The organism is Paenibacillus barengoltzii NBRC 101215, from assembly GCF_004000745.1.
GTDB lineage: Bacteria > Bacillota > Bacilli > Paenibacillales > Paenibacillaceae > Fontibacillus > Fontibacillus barengoltzii.
Genome location: NZ_BILV01000024.1, coordinates 37053 through 58477, shown reverse-complemented (window position 1 = coordinate 58477; position 21425 = coordinate 37053). Strand labels below are relative to the sequence as shown.

Sequence of the window (21425 nt, the reverse complement as noted above, 5' to 3'; positions counted from 1 at the left end):
CTCACCCGGCGTGCTCGCCCCGCCGAGCGTCGGCTCGCTCGCGTCGCCGCCGTGGGCTATCGCCGCGATCACACGTTGTCCCCAAGGGGACAACGCGATCGGCGCCTTCGGCCCCTCGTCCGCCTGCGGCGGCTGCACCCCGCCGGCAACAAACGTGCCGCTGCCGACGGCGGTCCGCACGTAGCCGTCGGCGTGGAGCATGTCGTACGCCTGCGAGACGCTCCCGCGGGACAGGCCGTATAACTCGGCCAACTCCCGGGTCGCCGGCAGGCGTGTGCCCTCCGGCAGCGTACCGTCGAGAATCGCCGCACGAAGCGCATGGTACAAAGCTAAATATTTATATCGATATTTCTCGCTGAACGACGCCAACGGAATCGTAAAATCCGGCATCTCAAGTCCCCCTGTCTCCGCCCGAAATGAACCGAAATTGGACCAGTAAAATTAATGTAAATTGGTTCTTTTTTATTGTCAATTTCCGGCGTAAGCTGAATGTCAAACCATCGGAGGGGGGACCAACCATGCGCAGAAAAGAATTTCGCATGACAGAAGAGGCGGAAATTCACGAGTTTTTACAGGAAATGAGCTTCGGCTTTCTCGGCACGGTCGGCGAGGACGGTTGGAGCCGGGTCACGCCGCTGAATTTCGTTTACGATGGCAAGCATTTCTATTTTCACGGAAGCCTGGCGGGAGAGAAAATGAAGCAGATCACTCAAGATCCACGGGTCAGCTTTACAGTTGCCAAGGAGTATGCGATCATCCCATCTTATTTTACCGATCCCAAGCTGGCCTGCCCGGCCTCCTCTTACTTCAAAAGCATCATGGTGCGCGGACGGGTGGAAAGGGTCGACGATCTTGAGGAAAAAGCTCACGCCTTTACCCTGTTTATGGAGAAGCTGCAGCCGGAGGGCGGTTACGCCCCGATCACGCCTGAGGATCCTGACTATGCCGGACAACTGAAGGCCGTAGCCCTTTGCCGGATTGTGCCAGAAGCGATCAGCGCCAAATTTAAATTCGGACAAAATTTGAAGGAACCGAATCGAACCGCCGTCACCTCCGGCCTCAAGCAGCGGGGGAATGAACTGGATGCAGAGACAATTGCCCTCATGAAGAAATACTGTCCGGCCCACCCAGAAAAATAAGCCAAATCCGCTGTGATTTCACCGTGACGTGTCCGGGTCGAAATGATATAATGTTAGGCAGTTTAAGACGTTACTGTCCTAAAATATCAAACCGATTTGGGAAGGATGAATGTGATGAACCCACTCGCGGAGCAGTTAAACGAGAGCGTCAAATCCGGCAACCGGCACGTGTATGACATGCTGTCCACGCTGGGCAAGGAAATTTATTTCCCGAAGGAAGGCATTTTAAGCCAATCTGCCGAAGCTTCAGCCCACGCTAAGAAATATAACGCTACGATTGGCATCGCTACCGAAAACGGCATCCCGATGCATCTTGCAGCGATTCAGGACACCTTGTCCGCCTATAAACCGCAGGATTTGTACCCTTATGCCCCGCCAGCAGGCAAACCTGAGCTGCGCAGCGTATGGCGTGATAAAATGATTCAGGAGAATCCGTCGCTCGAAGGCAAGAGCTTCGGCCAACCGATTGTTACCAACGCCCTGACCCACGGGCTCAGCATCGTCGCCGATCTGTTCGTCGATGAAGGCGATGTTGTCATTTATCCGGACAAAAACTGGGAGAATTACGAGCTCACTTTCGGCATTCGCCGTCACGCCGACATCGTGAACTTCCCGTTATTCACCGAAGACATGACCTTCAACAGCGCCGGATTGCGCGAAGCGCTGTTGGCTCAGAAGGATAAAGGCAAAGCGATCGTGATCTTGAACTTCCCGAACAACCCAACCGGATATACGCCGGGCGCCAAGGAAGGCGGAGAGATCGTAGCTGCCATCCAGGCGGCGGCCGAAGAAGGAATAAACGTGGTCGTCGTAACCGACGATGCGTATTTTGGCTTGTTCTTCGAAGATTCCCTTCATGAATCCTTATTTGGCAAGCTGGCCGGACTGCATCCGCGCATTCTGCCTATCAAAGTGGACGGAGCAACGAAGGAAGAATACGTCTGGGGCTTCCGCGTCGGATTTATTACGTACGCGGCCGAAGACCAAGCGGTGCTGACCGCATTGGAGCAGAAGACGCTGGGAATTATCCGTGCCACAATTTCGAGCGGTGCCCATCCTTCGCAAACATTTGTGCTGCGTGCCTTGAAATCTCCGGAATTTTCCGCTCAGAAGGAAGAGAAGTTCCGGATTATGAAAGGCCGGGCGAATAAAGTGAAAGACTTGCTCGACAGCGGCAAATACGGGGACGTGTGGGAATACTATCCGTTCAATTCCGGCTATTTCATGTGCCTGAAGCTTAAGACAGTCGGGGCAGAAGCGCTGCGGCAGCATCTGATCCACCAGTACGGCATCGGCACGATCGCGCTGGGCGACACCGACCTGCGGATCGCCTTCTCCTGTATCGCGGAAGAGCATCTGGAAGAACTGTTTGATCTGATCTATCAAGGCGTCCAAGACCTGCAGGGCAAATAGGCGGCGAACCGCCGGAGAACGGCACATTGGCCCACGCACGCCAGCCCCTCTTCTCATACAATACGGTGTACAAATACAAAACGCCTAATTGGGAAAGGGGAATGAAAATGAGCGGAATTGAAGAAGCAAGAGGCGGCTACGGCTACGGCGGCCTGTTCACGAGCACAGGTGTGATCCTGGTTCTCTTTATCCTGTTGGTTATCGTTAGCCGTTCCATCCTGGTGTAACTTGCTCTGAGATAAGTTTCCAATTCAAAAAGGACCGTTCCCGAGCAGGGAAACGGTCCTTTTTTTTACTATTCCTCGTCTTCGTCCTCTTCGCGCCATCTGCGCTTCCAGGCAGAACGCATACCTAACGCCAACAATAAGCCTGCGGCCAAGGAGCCAAACGTCAAAAGCGCATCTCCGCCCGGGATGACAACCATCGGAAGCCACAGCAATACCGTGATCGCGAACAGCAGTCGGGAGCTTAATCGAAGCGTCGCTGTCTTCCGTGCGCCAGCAGGCAACGGGTAGAAGGAAGCTGCCGGTGAGTCCCGATGGGTCTGGCGCAAGGCGGCGAGCTGCATGCCCGCCAGGAACACAAACAGCAAGTGAATCGCCAGTCCGAGCCACGACTGATCGTTCCATCCTGTCAGCACCATGCCCAGCAACGTTAAGCGAAGCAGGATCCCGAGCAGCTCGCTCCGGACGAACGTCTTGACCAGCAGATAACGGTAGGCCTCGGCCGGCTGCCACGGAATCCGGTTGCCGATGCCAGACAACCAGCGACGGCGGATCACCTTCTGACCTTCCGACGGCACGTCCACGAACCAGCTGAGCATCATTTGCACCCGAGCAGCCGCTGTGCGTTCCGCGGCGATCAGGTTGTCCCAAGGGACCGTGTGTTTCATCGGGAACCGCAAGATCAGCCCGTAATTGAGACTGACGAGTACCATGAACAAGGCGCTTTTCCAGGCGGGTTGCCAAATCCATGCTGCCGTCATCAGCAGCACGAAGCACCAGCGCAGCAAGCGGTACCCGGCTCTAGCCCGAGACGTCGTAATCCGGAGCTCCTGCCAAGCGCCGTAGGCACTTATCGCCTTAAGCAAGAGCAAGACGACCAGCATCAGCCATAAGGGCTGAATGGCCCCGCCCTCGCCGCTGCGTTGATATAACGGCCAAGCCAGTAACACCACAATATAGAGCCCAACCAGCTTATAAATCAGTCCGTTCCGAAAAGCCGGGGCCAAGTAAGCCTTCATTTGCGTCTCCTGCGGCAGCAAGAAAATGACGTCCGCCGGCTGCACATAAGTTCGGAGTCCGGCATAGACGGTCAGCGGCCCCCATAATAGCAGCAAAATCCAGCGAATCGGCAAACCGGGCGGAAGGTTCTGCAGAAACGCCGTATACCAAGCCGAAAACGCAATGAGCAGCAGGAGCAGCAAGACGGCGAGGCCGCTCTGAAAGACATAGGGCAAATACGGGAGCACTTTGCCCCAGAAGGCCGCTCTCCGCTGGCTTCGCAGCGTTCGAAGCTCCATCGCTATTCGCCGTCCTTCACTAAGGCGTAGAATATTTGCTCCAACGAAGCTCCCGAGGCTTGCGCCTGTTCCCCGATTTCAGCCAGCGTCCCTTGGGCCAGAACTCTCCCCCGGTGCAGGACGATAAAGCGGTCGCAGTAATTTTCAATCGTTGACAGAATATGCGAGCTCAATAGAATCGAGGCGCCGCCTTGTTTCATTTCCAACATGAAATCAAGCAGCGACCGGATGCCCAGCGGGTCCAATCCAAGAAACGGTTCATCGATAATATACAGCGGCGGCCGGGCGACAAACGCACACATGATCATCACCTTCTGCTTCATCCCTTTGGAGAGATGGGCGGACAGGCTGTCCGCCTTCTCTTCCATATGGAACAGCTTCAGCAGATGGTCCGCCCGCTCCCGGTAAGCTGCCGGCTCGACGCCGTAGGCCCGGGCTGCAAACTCCAAATGCTCCCGTACCGTCAATTCCTCATAGAGCAACGGCGACTCCGGGACGAAGGCCAGCTGCGACTGATAGGCCTCCGGCGCATCGTCCCGCGTATTGCCGGAAATGCGAATTTCTCCCTGATGCGGAGTCATCAGTCCCAGAATATGCTTCATGGTTGTGCTCTTACCGGCCCCGTTTAACCCGATCAGCCCAACCATTTCCCCCGGCTTCACCTCGAAGCTTATGTCGTGAAGAACAGGCCTTCCCAAGCTGTAACCGCCGCTCAGCTCGTCGACCTGCAATACAGGCAGTTCACTTCCACTCAAACCTAACGCCTCCCACGATCCGCCTAACTGCGCGGCGGCTTATTTTTCAACCACTTTGGAGCCCCTTTATTCTTCCGATCCTGAAGACGCTCCTTCTTTCGCTCAGCGGTGGGCGATACCTTCCGCGATCCTCCATGACTGGAAGCAGATCGGCCGGAAATCTGTGCCGACGGGGATGTCCGTCCGTTACCGCCTTCCCCTGCTGTACGGCCAGCGCTCCCCGTTGTGCCTTTGCGGCGAGGCGCCTTGTCTGCGCCAAGCTTGCCGCCAACAGTGGGCCGGGTTCGCTTGCCGGAACCTGCCTCACCAGCATCCACCAGCTTCCCGCTATATAACGCCTTGGGCTCAATCTCAATGCCCAGTTCCCGAGCGAATTTACGCATAATGAATTCTTCTTGCGGCGTCACGATCGAAACGGCCAGACCCTTCCGCCCCATCCGGCCAGTTCGGCCGACTCGGTGAACGTAATGCTCGGAATCAATGGGCGGATCGAGGTTCACGACCAGAGCCAAATTCTCAATGTCCAGTCCGCGGGCAGCAACATCGCTCGCCACCAGCACGCGGATTTTCCCTTCGCGGAATCGCATCAGCGTCAGGCTGCGCGCCGTTTTGTCCGCATCTCCATATAAAGCGCCAGCGCTGAGACCTACATAGTTCATCTTCGCTTCAACTTCAGCGATCTGATCCGTATTATTGATAAATACAATGGTCCGCTCGGGTTCGAAGTGGCGTACGATCCGCCGCAGCATATCGATTTTATCCCGCGCTTCGGATAAGAAGTAAAGATGCTCCACCGTTTTGGACGTTCGGTGCTCCGGTTCAATCCCGATTTCCAGCGGCTCCTTCATCTCTTTCGCTGCCAATGCCCGAATATCCGGGTTAATTGTCGCCGACAGGAACATCAGCTGGCGGTCCCGCAACGTCCCGCGCAGAATGTGCTCCACGTCCGCTGTGCCGCCAAGTTGGAACATTTGATCCACTTCGTCCACAACCACTGTGCGCAGCGTATGCAGCTTGAGCTTGCGAAGCGCTAAAATTTCACGAATCCGGCCCGGCGTTCCTACGACAAGTTGGGGGTGCTGCTTCAGCTTCTCCAGCTGGCGCTTGATCGCAGCTCCGCCGATTAACGCCTGGCTTCGGATCCCCAGCGCTTCTCCGTACTTCTCCGCCTCCCGCAGAATTTGCATCGCCAGCTCCTGGGTAGGTGCCAAAATTAACCCCTGTAACGTCTTCTCTTCAGGGGTCATCCGTTGCAGCAACGGCAGCAGGTAAGCCAGCGTCTTCCCCGTTCCGGTCTGGGATTGTGCAAGAATATCCCGGCCTTCCAACGCCGCAGGGATACACTCGGCCTGAACCGGTGTCGGTTCCGATATTCCGTAGTCCAGCAAGGCTGCGGTCAACGGCTCGCCAATTCCCAGCCCGGCAAATGTAATATTCGTCATTTCGCTATTCATCCTTTATTTTCAAAGTACTTGATGTCCTATGCCAATATTTTCATTATATGCGATAAGCCTAAGTCACAACAAATTTACACCGACGCAAATAGCCTGCCTTCACAGGCAGGCTATTTCTTATTCATCATTCGATAGCTTAACCGGTCCGCGAGTCGCGGGAACATCTGATACCACTTTGCTCCTGCACCGGCGATCCAAGGCAAGTTGATTTCCATCGTGCCCTTCTCCGCCGCCTTCACCATCGCTTTCACCACACGCTCCGGCTTGAGCATCATCCAACGCACGTTGTTGACATAACCACCGCTTGGATCTGCAATATCAAAAAAAGGCGTATCAATCGGTCCCGGATTAATCGTCGATACCGTAATGCCGTACTCCCGGACCTCTTGACGCAACGCGCTGCTAAAGCCAATAACTGCATGCTTCGTCGCGGTGTAAGCTGTAGACTTGGCCGTACCGATCTTGCCAGCCATCGAAGCGACATTCACGATTCGTCCGGAACGGGCAGCCTTCATGGACGGAAGGGCCGCCTTCGTACACCGAACCATCCCGATGTAATTGACGTTCATCATCTCCGCAAATTCGGAAACCGGCATTTGATCCAGGTATTCAAACTTCCCGTAACCTGCATTGTTTAACAGGACATCGACCCGTCCAAATTCCTTCAGAATCTGATTGAATCCTTCCTTCACGGAAGCGTCGCTGCCAACGTCCATCTCCAATACCCGATAAGGTCCGGCCAGACTCGCCGCAACCCTGTTCAGCTTCTCCGCATTCCGGGCAGCCAGAACGACCACAGCGCCGCGCTCAGACAACCTCTGCGCCGCCAAAGCGCCAATCCCGCTGGATGCGCCGGTGACGACAACGATTTTGCCTTCTAACGACATACGCACTGTAACATCCCTTCAAGAGGTAGTTCAAAAAGTCATCTTCTGTTCACGAAACCGTATGTATAAAATGCTGGCACTTGACTTTCTGCTGTACCTAATCTTAAGAGATCATCACTTGAATGTCCAGTTCGCCGATGCCGTCCATCAACAGCGGAATGCAAAGCGCCTTGCGAGGGCCAATCCCCGCCGCCTGCTCCATCTTGAGGACCTGCGGAGGCGTAATATCCACAGCAATTCCTTGATTGGACAAAATGGTGCTGGCATTCCCGCTGATCATGTTGCCCAGCTCGGAAATCGCACTTTGCCCCATTTCATCCATCTCTGTCAGGACGAATCCGCCCATCATCGCCGAAACGATGCGCAGTGCTACGGCCTCCTGCAGCCCGAACACCACCATGCCGCTGAAATGGCCCGTCATTCCGATTTGAATCCATATATGATCCTGTACGGGAATCACTTCTTTAACTCCCATACTCCCGGTCGAAGGTGAAACTTGAACAACCTGCTGAATAACCGAACGAGCGGATTCAAGAAAAGGATTTATGACTTCTGCTTTCAAAAGGATGCGCCCCTTTTCACTAGAAGAATAACTTTACAATACAATAGACCCAACATTTAGTTAAAACTTATTATACTTTATTCCTAGGAATAAGTCATTAAAAATCGAATCATGGAGACAAAACTGATGCTGAAGTAGGATTTTGTCGAACACAGTCGAATGTCGTGTCATTGATTTAGCCAACGAAATTCCCCTATAATGAATTAATCATGGAGGAAGGCGCCGTATCCGGCGCATTTCCCAAGGAACGGGAAAGAAAGGAGGCCTTCTGGTGAATATTAGTCAGTTGGAGACGTTGATTACGATCTCCAAAACAAAAAGCTTCCGAAAGGCTGGCGAACTGCTCAACCTGACCCAACCCGCAGTCTCGGCTCAAATCAAAAGCCTGGAGGATGAGTTTAACACCGTATTGGTTGACCGCAACCAACCGGTTACCCTGACGGACCGGGGGCAAGTATTCCTGGAGCAAGCGGAACGCATTCTGGACATCGTTGAAGAACTCAAGCAGAAGCTGTCCGATATGGAGCATACCCCGCAAGGCCATATTGTGTTAGGGACTACCACATCGATCGCCATTCAAATTCTGCCGCGGATCTTATCGTACTTCCAAGACCAGTTCCCGCTGATCAAAACCACCATTCAATCCATGCCCTCCAGCCAAATTTATCAGAACGTGGAGCAAGGGCTTGTTGACATCGGGATCGGGTATTTAATCGAAAACAACCCGCAAGTGCTCTCGTCGGTGTTGTATTATGATACGTTCGAATTCGTCGTTTCTCCGCTGCACCCCTTGGCAAGCAACCCATCTCCCACGCTGGATTCACTGCGCGGCATCCCGATGATTATGCTGTCTCCCGATACGGTCGGACGGCGGTTTATCGACGAGGTCTTCCGGCAACATAACATCGAACCGCACATCGTGATGGAGTTGTCCAGCAGTGAGGAAGTCAAACGGATGGTAGAGATCAATCTCGGGGCGGCGATCATTTCACGGCAATCGATATTACGCGAATTGAAACAGGGTACGCTAAAGGTTGTGCCAATCCCTGAGCTTGAAGTCACTCACCCGGTTGGCGTCATCTATAAATCCAGCCGATATATCAACTCGGCGATGCAGCAGTTTCTGGGCGACCTGAAGGGCATGCCGGAAACCCATTTTATCAGTTCTGAGTAAACGGAGATACTTCGTGCTCATCGGGCACAACACCCCAACGCAACAGAAAGGAGCAGTCTTCCATGAAGTTTGACCTTCACACCCATCATTTCCGCTGCGGCCATGCGGACGGGAACATCCGCGATTACATTGAAGCCGGACTGGCTGCCGGATTATCGGTCATCGGGATCAGCGATCATACGCCATACTTCGGCCATGATGAGGATCAGCCTTTTCCCCGAATCGCCATGGGCAAACAAGCTTTTGCCGGATATGTTGAGGAAGTGCTGAAGTTAAAGCAGGAGTACGCTGGCCGAATCGATGTTTTGCTGGGGATCGAATCGGATTTCTTCCCGGAACATCTGGGCGCTTATCGGAATATGCTGAACCAGTATCCTTTTGATTATATTATCGGTTCGGTTCATAGCGTTGGTGAGGTAAGCATCTTCAACAAAAATCGTTGGAAGGGCCTTAGCCAAGAGGAGAAAGTAGCCAGCAAAGAAGCCTATTACGATTTGATCCGCCAATCGGCCCGCAGCGGATTGTTTCAGATTATGGGACACATCGACGCGATGAAGGGCAACTACCCGGCATTTACGGATATTCCGGCTGCACAAGCGATTGACGATACATTAAAAACGATTGCCGAGCACGGGGTGGCCATTGAAATTAACACCTCCGGGAAAACCAAGCTGAGCGGCGGATGGTATCCTGACGATTCCATTCTCGAACGGGCCCTTCATTTCGGGGTTTCCGTCACCTTTGGCTCCGATGCCCACATCCCGTCCCGGGTTGGAGATGAATGGGAAGAAGTCGCTCAACGTTTGAAAGAAATCGGATTTCAGGAATGGGTCTATTTCAAAAATAAACAGAAAGTCACCGTTCCTCTGTAGTCAAAAAAAAAGAGAACCCGACAACGTCCTTCGGGTTCTTAAGAGAGATATATATTCAAAAGGGGGTCATGTAATAAGTGTACCCCCTTTCTATTAGGGTTTGATCACAGCTATATTTCATTTGTGTAACAAAAACGATCACTTATGTTTCAAAGGACTTCCCTTCGATGATATATCGCTTGAGCACACATTTTTGGCCTCTGCGTCCCGCCGGGGAGAGCCTTCCTGCTTCCCGCAGACCGCATTTCCGAAGGACGCGCTCTGATGCCGGATTGTCCGGGCTGCAGCGCGCTTCAACGGAGCCAAGTCCAAGCGTCTCAAAGGCGAAATCCAGCACACTCGCTGCCGCCTCGGTTGCATAGCCCTGGTTCCAATACGCCGGGGCGATCAGATAACCGAGCCGTGCCGTTTGCCCCTCAACATCCCAATGCTGCAGCGAGCACAACCCAATCCAATCCCTTTCCGTTTTACGAATCACAGCAAAGTGTAGATCCCGCAAAAACCGGTAGGATTCCTCGAAGTAGCGATAGAGTCGACCGGGAAACAGCAGTTTCCCCGGATTCAGATCCGTAAAGGCGCGCACCGCCGGATCGGACATGCAGCGAAACATCGCCTCCGCATCCTCCGGAAGCAGCCGTCGCAGCACCAGCCGCTCACTCTCCAGGACTGGAAACTGCCGCCGCAGCTGCTCTTTCATTTCCGTCATGTCCCATCCCCCCCGGATCTCGCTTCTATTTTTCTGTTACACCTTATCCCCTTGCCCCCGTTCCGAGGTGTGATAAATTCTCGCCAACCCGTAATGCACCACATAACAGAAGAAGGTAATGAGAAAGATCCATTTGCAAAATCCCACCATATGCGCCACGTTCGCGGCATCGGTGAAATAAGCTAATGTTTCCTCGAGCACATATCCCGGATGCCTGAGCAGGTCCCAGCTGTTCCAGCGGATAAAGCGGCCGAGATAAATGCCGAAACTGCTCAGCAGCAGCACGAGGACGGCAAACGCCCAGCCTGCCAAGCTGCCTCCCGCTCGCCGCACCAGGTGATGTACGGATGCCAAGGATACCGTTGCCAGCGCCAAACCAAGTAACGCGGCAAACAACAACGTTAAAAGGTGATCCCAGAACAACAGCTCTTCCCAGAACCGGGTGCCTGCTGCAATCGTGTAGCGGTTAAACGGGTGCAGCAAATCGGTGATGAGATATGCCGCATTCGGATAGAAAAACAGCCATAACAGCCCAACCGGAACGCCTAAAGCCACCTTGACTGTTCGCGATGGGATCAAGTGAATCACATCGAGCAGAACTGCCAGCCCAAGCGGAATCCAAGCCAAAAACACGTTCCAGATTAGGAACAAATAAGGCGGCCGTCCGCCATCTGGCAACCTCGTGCTGATGGCATATTTCATCCCAATCACCGTGAACATAAATAAAACCGCATATAAAATCCATTTCTCCGGATACCCCAGCATCCTCCACCGTTGCAAACCTATCCCTCCCGTCTGCCTTTGACCTATATACGTTTGGAGCCGGCGGATCGTTACCATAGCAGCGATCCTCCTCTGTTCCTGGCTGGGACGGATAAGGTAGCGCTGGAACTTACGATTGCGGCGTGGTATATAACGGTATAGACAACCTTGATAATAAGGAGTAGTTCATCATGCAACCATTTACCGCACGAACGATTGATATCATCTCCTCCATCCCGCCAGGCAAAGTGATGACCTACGGCCAAATCGCTGCCGCAGCAGGAAGTCCCCGTGCCGCGAGGCAGGTGGTCCGCATTCTTCACAGCATGAGCAGCAAATACGGACTACCATGGCACCGGGTTGTGAACGGGAAGGGGCACATCGCATTGCAAGACGAATCCGCCTTCCAAGAGCAGACCTGGAACCTGGAGGCGGAAGGCGTTGAAGTGCTGCCAGGCGGACGAATTGATCTGGATCGTTATCAGCACCAGTACCGCCCGGACAGCTCCAAGGATCAAAGCCCGTAAGGCTTAAGGATATCGCTGATATCCTGATTTAATTGCTTCGTATTTGGTCCCTGCGCAGGGTCGTTGCTGAGCTGATATTTCTGCTTCAGCTTCAACACATCATACACTCGTTCATCCAACGTTTCCGTGGAAATCGTGCCGGAGTTGACGGCATCGCGCAACGCCTGAATCACCTGCTTCTCCTTCTCTGCGTCATGACCCACGAGCACGATGTTCCCGCCGGACTGAATGAACTGCACGGCCGCATCACGGATATCATAATGCTCCACGATGGCGCCCATCGTCATATCATCGGAAATGATCGTCCCCTCGTATCCAAGCTCCTCCCGCAGCAAGTCATGAATCACCGCCTTGGAGAAGGAAGCCGGATGATCAGGATCCAGCTTGGGCATCAACAGGTGAGCGATCATGACGACATCCGCTCCCTCTTGAATCGCCTGCTTAAAGGGCACCAGCTCCAGCTTCTGCAGCCGGTCCAAGTCATGCTCTACCACGGGCAGCCCCAGGTGCGAATCCACCGAAGTATCGCCATGTCCCGGAAAATGCTTTACGACCGGAATGATCCCCTGCTCCTGAATTCCCTTCATTACGGCAATACCCATACGGCTGACGATCTCCGGCTTCGTGCCAAATGCCCGATCCCCAATCACTGGATTATCCGGATTGCTGTTGACGTCAAGCACCGGGGCAAAGTCCAGGTTCAGTCCGAAGCCGGCCAGCTCTTTCCCAATGATCTCGCCGATTTGCCCCGCCAATTCCGTGCTGCCGGTATTACCGATTTTGCGAGCGGCGGGCAACTTCGCAAGTTCGCCAGGCATGCGGCTGACCCGTCCGCCTTCTTCGTCCACACTCAGAAACAGCGGCACCGCCTTGTTCTGGTTAGCGGTTTTCAAGCCGTTAAATAAGGCCAGCGCCTGCTTGGTGTCCTGGATGTTGTTTTTATAGAAAATAAAGCCCCCCACGTGATACTCCTCAATGAGCTGCCGAGTCACGTCATTTGGCTCCGTTCCATCCATGCCCACCAGAACAAGCTGGCCGATTTTCTCCTCGGTGCTGAGCTCATCCAGCAGTTTGGCGGCAGGATCAGCTGGTTTCTCCGGTTCCTCCGGCGCTTCAGGGGTTGAAGGGGGCGTCTGCCCTTGGTTCGTCTCCGTCCCGTTGGAGCCGGAAGCCCCCGTTCCTTCGCCAGCCGAAGACGAAGGATTGCGAGCAGCCCCCGAACATCCTCCAATCAAGAGGGTCACAAGCAGCAGCAAGCAAGTGATCGTCCAGAGGCTTTTGCTCCGATGCGATGTGTTGATTCTGTCCATTCTATCGCCTCCGTCTCTTTTTGTAATGCCTATACTTCACGGGGTTCGCTTCACCCCTGCTTCCATTTCTTCTCTGCAATGACCGGTACAAAATTCTCCATCCGCATCAACAATTCTTCCGGTTCCTCGGCGACATTAATCAAGGCTTCATGCCCGGGATGGACAAAGCCCGCTCGGATGCAGGAATTCACCAACTCCATCAGGGGCTCATAATAGCCCTGCACATTGAGAACGCCAACCGGCTTCTGGTGGATACCGATTTGCAGCCAACACAACACCTCAAACAATTCCTCCAACGTGCCAAATCCACCGGGCAGAGCGATGAACCCGTCTGCGAGCTCGCTCATCTTCGCCTTCCGGGCATGCATGCCTTCGACCTCGATAAACTGCGTCAGCCCCGGGTGCGCCATTTCACCGTGAATCAAACCGGAGGGCATGACGCCAATCGCTTCACCGCCTGCCTCCAATATCGCATTCGCTACGGCACCCATCAGCCCATGCCTCGAACCACCATAAATTAAGCGGTATCCCCGCTGTGCCATGACTTTTCCCAGCTGTTCCGCCTGGATGCGGTATTGTTCGTCTTCGCCAAATCGCGAGCCGGCAAATACGCAAATCGATTTCATCCTCTTCCCTCCTGCAAAATAAATGGACCCCACGTCTTCAAGCGAAATCTAACCGTGTACCGGCCAAATCCCAACGATGGCTGTACTTCTCCAGCCGCGGATGGGGATGACTCAGCTCGGCCGCCAGCAGAAGCCGGATCTTGACGATCCACTCCTCAAAAGAGGAGAAGGAAGCAAATTGGTTCGCCATCTCCGGAGTCAGATACAGGAAATGGGGAGCCGGATACACCTCCGTCAGGTGGCGAAGGGCTGTGTCGATGGGCGTATACTTTTTTCGCTTGCCTTCCCAGCCTTCCACAAGGATCGCCGGACCGGTTCCCTTCTGCTCTCGTCTCCATGCATGCAGCCGGTCCTCTCTGCGATAGAAAGGACTTACCGGTTCTTTCGACATCCGTCTCACCGTTTCTTCGTGCAGTGGATAAAGGACCAGCTTCGCAAACTTGCGGGTCTCCGCCTCTTCGGCGGCCCGCAGCAGCTCTTCGTCCGAAATCGACTCAAAGGAATCGTAGAAGATGATCGTCCCTTTCCGGCTCGGAGCCGGAGGTTCATAACCAAAGGGCACCTGAATGTTTTGTCTCAAAGTCGTTTCCTCCTCCGTCGTCATTTGGGAGATATGGATTAGGTTACCCTTTTTTGATCAAAAGCTAACGAAGACCTCGGTCAATAAAATTCGGCGACACCGGCACCTTCCCCAATTCCCGTGACCACACGGACAGCTGACCGATATGATGAATCTCGTGGGCAATGATATGACGGAGGATTTCACCTTGCGTAAACTCTCTTCCCCAGGAATCGGTCACAAGCAATCCCTCCATCTCCGGGGTCCAAGTCTGCAGAAACGCCTCGACTTCCGTATGAAAGGAATCCGACAGCTTCCTCACCAATTCCAAGGACATAAATGATTTGAAGTCCTCCTGAAAATCCGGCTTCCCTTCGATGGTGCGGATCCAGCTCCATTCAACATCAACGATATGAAATAAGGTCTGTAAAATGCTCCCCACACCGCCAACCCGCTTGCGCAGCAGCTCTTCTTCAGGAATGTTCTCACACCAGTGAAACCATTCGTCCCGGACTTGCCAATTATATTGAAACCACTTTAACATCGATCCAACTCCTTTCCCTGGTAAAGGTGCCACTCTACTCCACGCCCTCAGCAGTAACCTGATTTTACCATAAGTGTCTGTCTTAATTCAGCACGCGGAATGTAAAAAGGCCCCGGACCTCAGGTCACGGGAGCCTTTGTGGGATTGGGCTCATATGGATTACTGATCACTGCCGGCGGTACCCGATACGGTAGCTGCATAAGCTTCAGCCGCTGCCAGCAAGTAATAGGCCAGACCAGTTTGTTGTCCTTCCAACAGGGTGCGATGGAACTCATCACTCAGAAAAAATCGGGCCTGCGCCGCAAAATCATCCGGAGAAGCAGGGTGACCATATTTTTTCATAAAATCCAGATGTCTTTCGATGAGCTGTTGAAAGCTCCAATTCGCGATAGAACAAGATCTCCTGCAACCGCTCCAGCTCGCGCTCGCCGTACAGCCGATATCCCGCCTCGCTGATTTCCCGCGGCTTCAACAAGCCGATCTTATGGTAATGATGCAGCGTTTTGATCGTTACTCCCGAAAGGTCCGATACCTCTTTGACCGTGTACAGCATTGAACATCTCCTCCTTATTCTTTGGCGGTTACGTCTCGGCTTAGAATTGCCATCCTGACGTCCGCTCCTTGAGCTTAAGGCCTCCTCAAAGGGGAGAGTCAACACTCTATCCTAGGGCTTACTGCGAGGCAATCGGCTGATCGGTATGACCTTGGAGCTTCACCAATCTCATCAGGATAGAAGCGGCTTCGGCTTTGGTGACTTGGCGCTGCGGGTTGAATTTGCCGTTCTGGCCTTGCAGCAATCCGAGTCGAACCGCTATGGTGACCTCGCCGGGGCGAGTGATTTGCTTGGCATCGCTGAACTGGTTGATGAATGCGTCTTTGCCGAAGAAATTCGCCGCCAAGCGATCGTATTTGACCATCGAGGTAAGCAATACGGCCAGCTGCTCCCGGGTCAACTTCTGATCCAGTTGTAACGGCTCGGCCGGATCGATCCACCCCAAATCGGCAGCGTACTTCACCGCCTGAGAATACTTGTCGTCCATCGAGACCTCTGCGGACGCGGCAGACGGGGATGCCAGCACGTAGCTTGTATAATAAGGATTCGCCGCCTTCACGGCATAGGTCAGCCAGTCCCCCACCGTGATCGTCTCATTGGGATTCAGCTTCCCTTGCTCATCTGTTTCTAGAATGCGGTATTGAACCAGGGTCTTCAAATCCGCCTCTGCCCAGTGGCCCTTCACATCCTTGGGCTCGATGTCGCCCCGCGTTGGTTCCATGCGGATGCCCTCATACGTCGTCACCCACTTGCCCGTCACGGCATTCAGCACTTGAAAAGACGTTCCTGGATCCTTGAATTGCGGTGAGTAAACGAGGTATACCTTTGGATCCACGTAGGTATTATCAATCATATACCCGCCGATCTGGTTATACTGCAATTCTAATTTAAAGTTGTCCAGGTACGATTGGAGTGCTTGCTCCGCTGTTACGGTTGCTGTTTGGCCGTTCGGCAGATCCTCCGGAATTTGCTCGTGGTTCACAGAATAGAAGAACAACCGACCATACGCATCGACCGTAATAAAAACCCCTCCACCGAGCACCGGAAGGTCATTAACGTAACGGGTCAATTCGAAGCGGAATTGCTCTCCATTCGAGAGGCGACTCCAAGATTCCCCGCGTTCAATCAGTTTTAGGTTCCGGCTCGCTTGCGGATATAACTGGTTTACCCATTCCAAGGCGCGCTGTTTCGCTTGCTCATAATTCAGTTTCGCTGCTCCAGGCGGAGGCGCCAACGGTTCACGCGGCTCGCCATAATTAAAGGCTTCAATCTGGAACTCGAGAATTTGTCCGCTCAAGGCATCGACCGTGGCGTACGTCTGGGCCGGGAAATACATCGGTCCCGTCAGGTTCTGGCGCTCCTCTTCCCATCTTAAGCTCCATGTCTTCCTCTCCGGATTCCTGTAATCGCTGTTCATACTCGGATATCTAAGCTTCCGGCCTTCTGGAATAAAAACCGTTTGTTCCACCAACTTCGCGGCTTCATCAGATGTTAATTCCACTTTAGAAGTGCGCGGCTCAAATATCTTGGTCCCGGCTGGAACATCGCTAATTGTAATCGTGGTGGAGGTCAGCTCTGTACCTTCACTGTTCATCTTGCGTCCCGTCTGGGCGTTAATGGCCAGGAAAGCATCCGAAACCGGCTGCCAAGCCAGGATCCAATCGGATACGGCACCGTTCTTCCGTACCGGGACATACCCCAGTTCAACCTGGAACTCGTCTCGGAACTTCTTCTCCGCTTCCGCTTTAGAAACCGTCGGAACGGAGGACGGATATTCCAACCTCTCCTCAGAACGGCTAAAAAAGACGACTTCTCCATCGCCGGTTACCGTGATATGAATGGATTCAAAACCGGAGGGCAGCCCATTCTTCAGAACATCGAAAGAAAAATCATACTGTACCGGACCAAATAAAGCCTGCGAATCCAAGTAAAAAAGAGAATCACTTTCTTTCACCTCATCGGCTGATAACGATGGAGCAGCTTTGGCGAGAAAGGCCTTTGCTTGTTCCGAAGCCTGCTCTCTCGTTAATTTCGGAGGATAATAGACCTTATTGCCTTGTCGCGGAAAGGTAATATAGGTGCTCATCAAATCCCCGGTGATGGCATCCACCCTGCTTGAAAAGCTGTGACTCCCATTGCCAACTTCAACTTGCCAATGAATGGTCCAGACATCCTGATAGCTTGGTGCAGGGTACACATTATGAATCCCGTATTCGACCTGGTTCACTGTCGCCTCTTTCAAAACCGGAAACAACTCCCGAACCTTAGCGATAGCCTGCTCCTTCGTAATTTTGGCACGAGACGAATCGGCAACTGCCTCCCCTTGCTTGGACGGACCGGTTCCCAAGTTCCCGGTGTTTACGATCGTCGTCGTTGTTGACGTAGAGGTTGTGGCCTCCTCTGCCAGCGCCGCCCCCTGCGGCAAGGCCACTGAAAGCGCCACCAAACCAAGAAATGCCAATTTGACAGGCGGCTTTTGCCGTGCTGCTTTGCTGATTAGATTTAACTGTTGCTTCAACCGTTTCACCTTCCCACATTTACCCATATTTTCTTTTCCATTGTAAATGCAATTGGCTGGATTTACCATCCCTAAAACAGCTTAGCAAAAAAACAGCCCGCAGAACCTCTGCGAGCTGTTAAGAAGAAATTCCCCGAATCAAACCGACTTCGGTAAGAGTCGTTGAACTTCCATGACGGCTTCGTCAACCGTGTTGGCCCGAATCACCGTAAATTCCGCCCCCTCGTATTGCCCTTCTGTATGGGCATACCGAGGATCATAGTAGTAAGTTAGAAGAAGCTCAACCGCGCGGTCATAGCGGTCTGCAAGCAGGCATTGTTCGATTTCCGCAGCGATGGGCGTATGGATTCTGGATTTGATTTTTCGGAACGCTTGCAGACAGCCCTCCGGATTGTTCCAAGGCTCGTAATCCTCCAAAATGATCTGCACCCGTACGTCCGTTGGCAGATCGATCCGGATATGCCGCCCCTGCTCTTTCTTCTCCATGAGGAACTCAGGGACAACCACCTTGCCGATTCGTTTGCTTTCCGCCTCCATCAACACGTAAGGCGCTTCCCGATAACGCAGGAGATCATCCAATAGCAGCGAGTCGAACATCTTCTGGTTATGCGCCTGCAGCCCAATTTGCCCAAACACCGAGCCCCGATGCCCCGCCATCTTCTCCAGATCGATAACGGGATACCCTTGTTCCTGAAGCTTGCGAAGCAGCAAGGTTTTGCCGCTTCCCGTATTCCCGTGGATCACGGTGAGTTCAGGAGCAAATTCCATCTGCTCGAGCGTGCTGACAACCCATTGGCGATAAGCGCGATATCCGCCGGCCAGCCGGTACGTATGGATATCCATCAGACTGAGCAGCGTCGCCGTCGTTCGGCTTCGCATCCCACCACGCCAGCAGAATACCGCTTTACGCCCCGGGATTTCCGCAAACTTCCGGACAAAGTCGGGCAGCTTGGCTGAAACGATCTCAAGCCCGCGTTGTTTGGCGGCGTCTACGCTCACCTGCTTATATAAAGTTCCAATTTCCGCCCGCTCCTGATCATCAAACAGCGGGATATTCAAACTGCCTGGAATCGTGGACTCGGCGAACTCGGAGGGCGATCTAACGTCAATCATGGTGATCGCTTTGCCGCTTTCTCGCTGCTCCGCCCATTCCTGCAAGCCTATATCCTGAAACTTATCCAATGCTGCAAACCCCTTCCTAGGCTTCGACCACAATATGGCCCGCGTTCTCTGCGGTGACCTCGCCGATCAAGCTCGCTTCCACGCCGGCTTTCTGCAGTTCATCCAACAGCTGCTCGCTTTGATCCGGATTCACAGAAATCAGCAAGCCTCCCGATGTCACCGCATCGCACAGGATGTATCGGCCGATCTGATCCAGCGAGTCCGGGAACGTAATGTTCGCTTCCACATGCGCGAAATTATTCTTCGTTCCGCCAGGGACAAATCCTTGCTCCGCCAATTCCCGCACGCGTGGAAGCACCGGCACGCGGCTCTGGAAGATGGTGATGCCGGTTCCGCTGCCCTTGGCCATCTCCAGGGCATGTCCCATTAAGCCAAAGCCGGTTACGTCTGTGCACGCGTGCACATCGTATGATTCCATGACTTCAGCAGCCGTTTTGTTTAAGGTCGACATGACTTCGGTGACCCGCTTCGTCTCTTCCGCGCTGAGCTGATCCTTCTTGATCGAGGTGGTCATGATGCCAACGCCGATCGGCTTCGTTAAAATCAGCTTGTCCCCCGGCTTGGCGCCAGCATTCGTTCTCACTTTGTCCGGGTGAACCAATCCCGTAACAGCTAAGCCAAATTTCGGCTCTTTGTCGTCGATGGAGTGACCGCCCACCAGCGTCGCTCCAGCTTCTTGCACCTTGTCTCCTGCGCCGCGCAGGATGTCGGCCAGAATGCTTTTATCCAAAGTGGAAATCGGAAAAGCTACAATGTTCAGCACGGTGAGCGGCTTGCCGCCCATCGCGTAAATATCGCTGAGCGCATTTGCGGCGGCGATTTGGCCAAACGCGTACGGATCGTCAACGATTGGTGTAAAGAAATCGACCGTTTGCACCAGCGCGAGGTCATCGTTTAACCGATATACCCCGGCATCATCACTTGTATCAAGCCCCACCAGCAGATCTGGATTCGGCACCGTTGGCGGGAGGCTTCGAATCACTTGCATGAGGTCTGCCGGGCCGATTTTGCAGCCGCAGCCTCCTTTGCTGGACAAGGATGTTAATTTTATAGGTTCAACAGTAGACATGACGGATCACAATCCTTCCCTACGTATCGATATAGGATTTTCTAGCTTATGCTTATTTAAGCGTACTCCGTTGAATTACAAATGGCAACCGTCCCGCTTCTCGCTTACCAGCAGATTCAATGTAGTTCACTTGCCATCGTATGGTATACTATATTTCGTGTCTTAGTTCAAATTTTGAATCATATGTGAAGGGAAATGAAGTCTATGGTTTCATCATCAAGCGGCAACTATCCGCAACAGCAACCACGCGGTTTGGATAAACGCAAAACGGCGATATTTGTCGTTCTGTTTCTCATCATAGCCATCGCTGGCCTAAGTTATGTCAAGTGGTGGCCTTATTATGGAAAAGCGTTCAAAGCCGCCACCGAGCATTCGATTGGCTCTTCGATCCTTGGATCAGATGCTTCCGGTCCCATTTCATGGAGTGCCGCGGTCGATTATGCAGCCGCCTATTTCAAATCGGTCTGGAAGGCCGCCGTGCTCGGGATTTTGCTTGGATCGCTTGTCCAGGTGCTCCTGCCGGCTCAATGGTTATATAAAGTGCTCGGCAGCAGCCGGTTTAAGAGCACGTTTCTGGGCGGTATCGTCTCCTTGCCGGGGATGATGTGCACCTGCTGTGCCGCCCCTATCGCCGCCGGCCTGCGGAAACGCAATGTATCCGTCGGCGCCAGCCTAGCCTTCTGGCTGGGTAATCCGGTACTGAATCCGGCGACATTGATCTTCATGACCTTTGTCTTGTCCTGGAAGTTTACTTTGCTCCGCCTCGTGTTTGGCATCGTGCTGACGTTTGGGGTAAGTTACCTCGCCAATCGTCTGGCGAAAGGCCAGCAGGTTCCCGCGCCAGCGGAGCTGGAAAAGGCGGAAGCGGCAGCCGAACAGAAGAACGAGGGGCCGTTCGCTCTTCGCTGGTTGAAGAGCCTCGGGATGATGATCCTGAACGTTGTACCGGCGTATCTGTTATCCGTCTTGCTGCTGGGAGCCTTCCAAGGCGTCTTGTTCCCCGTTGAGTTGGGCAGCGGCATTCTGGCCATCCTGTTGTTTGCCCTCGTTGGCACGTTGTTCGTCATTCCGACGGCTGCGGAAATTCCGATTATTCAATCGTTCACCGCGCTTGGGCTTGGCGCAGGCCCAGCTGCAGCCCTGCTCATCACGCTGCCGGCTGTCAGCCTGCCGTCTCTGCTGATGGTGTCGCGTTCGTTCCCGCGCAAGGTGTTGGGATTCTTGTTCGCCTCAGTGGTCATCCTTGGCATCGTTGCCGGGATTGTGGGCGCTTGGGTGCTGTAACAAATTA

22 protein-coding genes and 1 pseudogene are annotated in these 21425 nt (G+C 53.6%); 7 read left to right on the top strand and 16 right to left on the bottom strand.

Going from position 1 to position 21425, the window contains the following annotated elements; genetic code table 11:
* The coding region (locus PBA01S_RS09195) for a GntR family transcriptional regulator (protein WP_164744130.1) at positions 1-390 on the bottom strand (390 nt) is incomplete at its 3' end.
* Positions 391-518: 128 nt separating this feature from the next.
* On the opposite strand from PBA01S_RS09195, the gene PBA01S_RS09190 reads away from it, so the two are divergent.
* The 3 genes from PBA01S_RS09190 to PBA01S_RS22955 all read left to right on the top strand — a co-directional run bounded on the left by PBA01S_RS09190 (position 519) and on the right by PBA01S_RS22955 (position 2779).
* Positions 519-1139, top strand: a complete 621-nt coding sequence (locus tag PBA01S_RS09190; protein WP_028538662.1) for a pyridoxamine 5'-phosphate oxidase family protein — start codon at positions 519-521, stop codon at positions 1137-1139.
* Between the two features lie 114 nt (positions 1140-1253).
* Entirely contained in the window at positions 1254-2552 is a 1299-nt protein-coding gene (locus PBA01S_RS09185) for an aminotransferase class I/II-fold pyridoxal phosphate-dependent enzyme (RefSeq protein WP_028538661.1), read from the top strand.
* A 107-nt stretch (positions 2553-2659) separates the two neighbouring features.
* A complete protein-coding gene (locus tag PBA01S_RS22955) occupies positions 2660-2779 on the top strand; it encodes a YjcZ family sporulation protein (protein ID WP_208855739.1) in 120 nt (39 codons plus the stop codon).
* Positions 2780-2847: 68 nt separating this feature from the next.
* On the opposite strand, the gene PBA01S_RS09180 is transcribed toward PBA01S_RS22955, so the two are convergent.
* From PBA01S_RS09180 to PBA01S_RS09160, 5 genes are all read right to left on the bottom strand, one after another.
* A complete protein-coding gene (locus PBA01S_RS09180; protein WP_127575828.1) occupies positions 2848-4074 on the bottom strand; it encodes an ABC transporter permease in 1227 nt (408 codons plus the stop codon).
* Positions 4075-4076: 2 nt separating this feature from the next.
* Positions 4077-4829, bottom strand: coding sequence for an ABC transporter ATP-binding protein (locus PBA01S_RS09175; protein WP_016311025.1), 753 nt, complete (start codon positions 4827-4829; stop codon positions 4077-4079).
* 23 nt (positions 4830-4852) lie between these two features.
* Positions 4853-6271: a DEAD/DEAH box helicase gene (locus tag PBA01S_RS09170; RefSeq protein WP_127575827.1), complete on the bottom strand. Its 1419-nt coding sequence runs from the start codon at positions 6269-6271 to the stop codon at positions 4853-4855.
* A 122-nt stretch (positions 6272-6393) separates the two neighbouring features.
* On the bottom strand, positions 6394-7170 hold the full coding sequence (locus PBA01S_RS09165) for an SDR family NAD(P)-dependent oxidoreductase (protein WP_028538657.1): 777 nt from the start codon (positions 7168-7170) through the stop codon (positions 6394-6396).
* 103 nt (positions 7171-7273) lie between these two features.
* A complete protein-coding gene (locus tag PBA01S_RS09160; protein ID WP_028538656.1) occupies positions 7274-7732 on the bottom strand; it encodes a chemotaxis protein CheX in 459 nt (152 codons plus the stop codon).
* A 271-nt stretch (positions 7733-8003) separates the two neighbouring features.
* Between PBA01S_RS09160 and PBA01S_RS09155 the strand changes: the two genes are divergently transcribed.
* Positions 8004-8906, top strand: coding sequence for a LysR family transcriptional regulator (locus PBA01S_RS09155; protein WP_016311021.1), 903 nt, complete (start codon positions 8004-8006; stop codon positions 8904-8906).
* Between the two features lie 62 nt (positions 8907-8968).
* Entirely contained in the window at positions 8969-9778 is an 810-nt protein-coding gene (locus tag PBA01S_RS09150) for a histidinol-phosphatase (protein ID WP_028538655.1), read from the top strand.
* A gap of 142 nt (positions 9779-9920) precedes the next feature.
* Here the strand turns inward: PBA01S_RS09150 and PBA01S_RS09145 are convergent, their stop codons facing one another.
* Together PBA01S_RS09145 and PBA01S_RS09140 are read right to left on the bottom strand one after the other, a co-directional pair.
* On the bottom strand, positions 9921-10484 hold the full coding sequence (locus PBA01S_RS09145; RefSeq protein ID WP_028538654.1) for a GNAT family N-acetyltransferase: 564 nt from the start codon (positions 10482-10484) through the stop codon (positions 9921-9923).
* 36 nt (positions 10485-10520) lie between these two features.
* Positions 10521-11264 carry a DUF1361 domain-containing protein gene (locus PBA01S_RS09140; protein WP_127575826.1) on the bottom strand — a complete coding sequence of 248 codons (744 nt, stop codon included), beginning with the start codon at positions 11262-11264 and terminating at the stop codon, positions 10521-10523.
* A gap of 173 nt (positions 11265-11437) precedes the next feature.
* On the opposite strand from PBA01S_RS09140, the gene PBA01S_RS09135 reads away from it, so the two are divergent.
* Entirely contained in the window at positions 11438-11773 is a 336-nt protein-coding gene (locus tag PBA01S_RS09135) for an MGMT family protein (protein WP_016311017.1), read from the top strand.
* Here PBA01S_RS09135 and nagZ read toward each other — a convergent pair.
* The 8 genes and pseudogenes from nagZ to selD all read right to left on the bottom strand — a co-directional run bounded on the left by nagZ (position 11761) and on the right by selD (position 20134).
* Positions 11761-13083 carry a beta-N-acetylhexosaminidase gene (gene nagZ / locus PBA01S_RS09130; protein ID WP_016311016.1) on the bottom strand — a complete coding sequence of 441 codons (1323 nt, stop codon included), beginning with the start codon at positions 13081-13083 and terminating at the stop codon, positions 11761-11763. The genes PBA01S_RS09135 and nagZ overlap by 13 nt on opposite strands.
* Before the next feature lie 50 nt (positions 13084-13133).
* Positions 13134-13709, bottom strand: a complete 576-nt coding sequence (locus PBA01S_RS09125; protein WP_016311015.1) for an LOG family protein — start codon at positions 13707-13709, stop codon at positions 13134-13136.
* 37 nt (positions 13710-13746) lie between these two features.
* Entirely contained in the window at positions 13747-14289 is a 543-nt protein-coding gene (locus PBA01S_RS09120; protein ID WP_127575825.1) for a hypothetical protein, read from the bottom strand.
* A 64-nt stretch (positions 14290-14353) separates the two neighbouring features.
* A complete protein-coding gene (locus PBA01S_RS09115) occupies positions 14354-14812 on the bottom strand; it encodes a DinB family protein (RefSeq protein WP_028538650.1) in 459 nt (152 codons plus the stop codon).
* Between the two features lie 159 nt (positions 14813-14971).
* Positions 14972-15365: pseudogene (locus PBA01S_RS22750) on the bottom strand (MerR family transcriptional regulator).
* A gap of 118 nt (positions 15366-15483) precedes the next feature.
* Positions 15484-17883, bottom strand: coding sequence for an S-layer homology domain-containing protein (locus PBA01S_RS09100; protein WP_164744129.1), 2400 nt, complete (start codon positions 17881-17883; stop codon positions 15484-15486).
* 138 nt (positions 17884-18021) lie between these two features.
* Positions 18022-19065: a tRNA 2-selenouridine(34) synthase MnmH gene (gene mnmH / locus PBA01S_RS09095; RefSeq protein WP_028538648.1), complete on the bottom strand. Its 1044-nt coding sequence runs from the start codon at positions 19063-19065 to the stop codon at positions 18022-18024.
* A gap of 16 nt (positions 19066-19081) precedes the next feature.
* Positions 19082-20134 carry a selenide, water dikinase SelD gene (gene selD, locus PBA01S_RS09090; protein WP_028538647.1) on the bottom strand — a complete coding sequence of 351 codons (1053 nt, stop codon included), beginning with the start codon at positions 20132-20134 and terminating at the stop codon, positions 19082-19084.
* A 204-nt stretch (positions 20135-20338) separates the two neighbouring features.
* Here selD and PBA01S_RS09085 point away from each other — a divergent pair, with 204 nt between their 5' ends.
* Positions 20339-21418, top strand: coding sequence for a permease (locus PBA01S_RS09085; protein WP_085170486.1), 1080 nt, complete (start codon positions 20339-20341; stop codon positions 21416-21418).
* Positions 21419-21425: the final 7 nt, after the last annotated feature.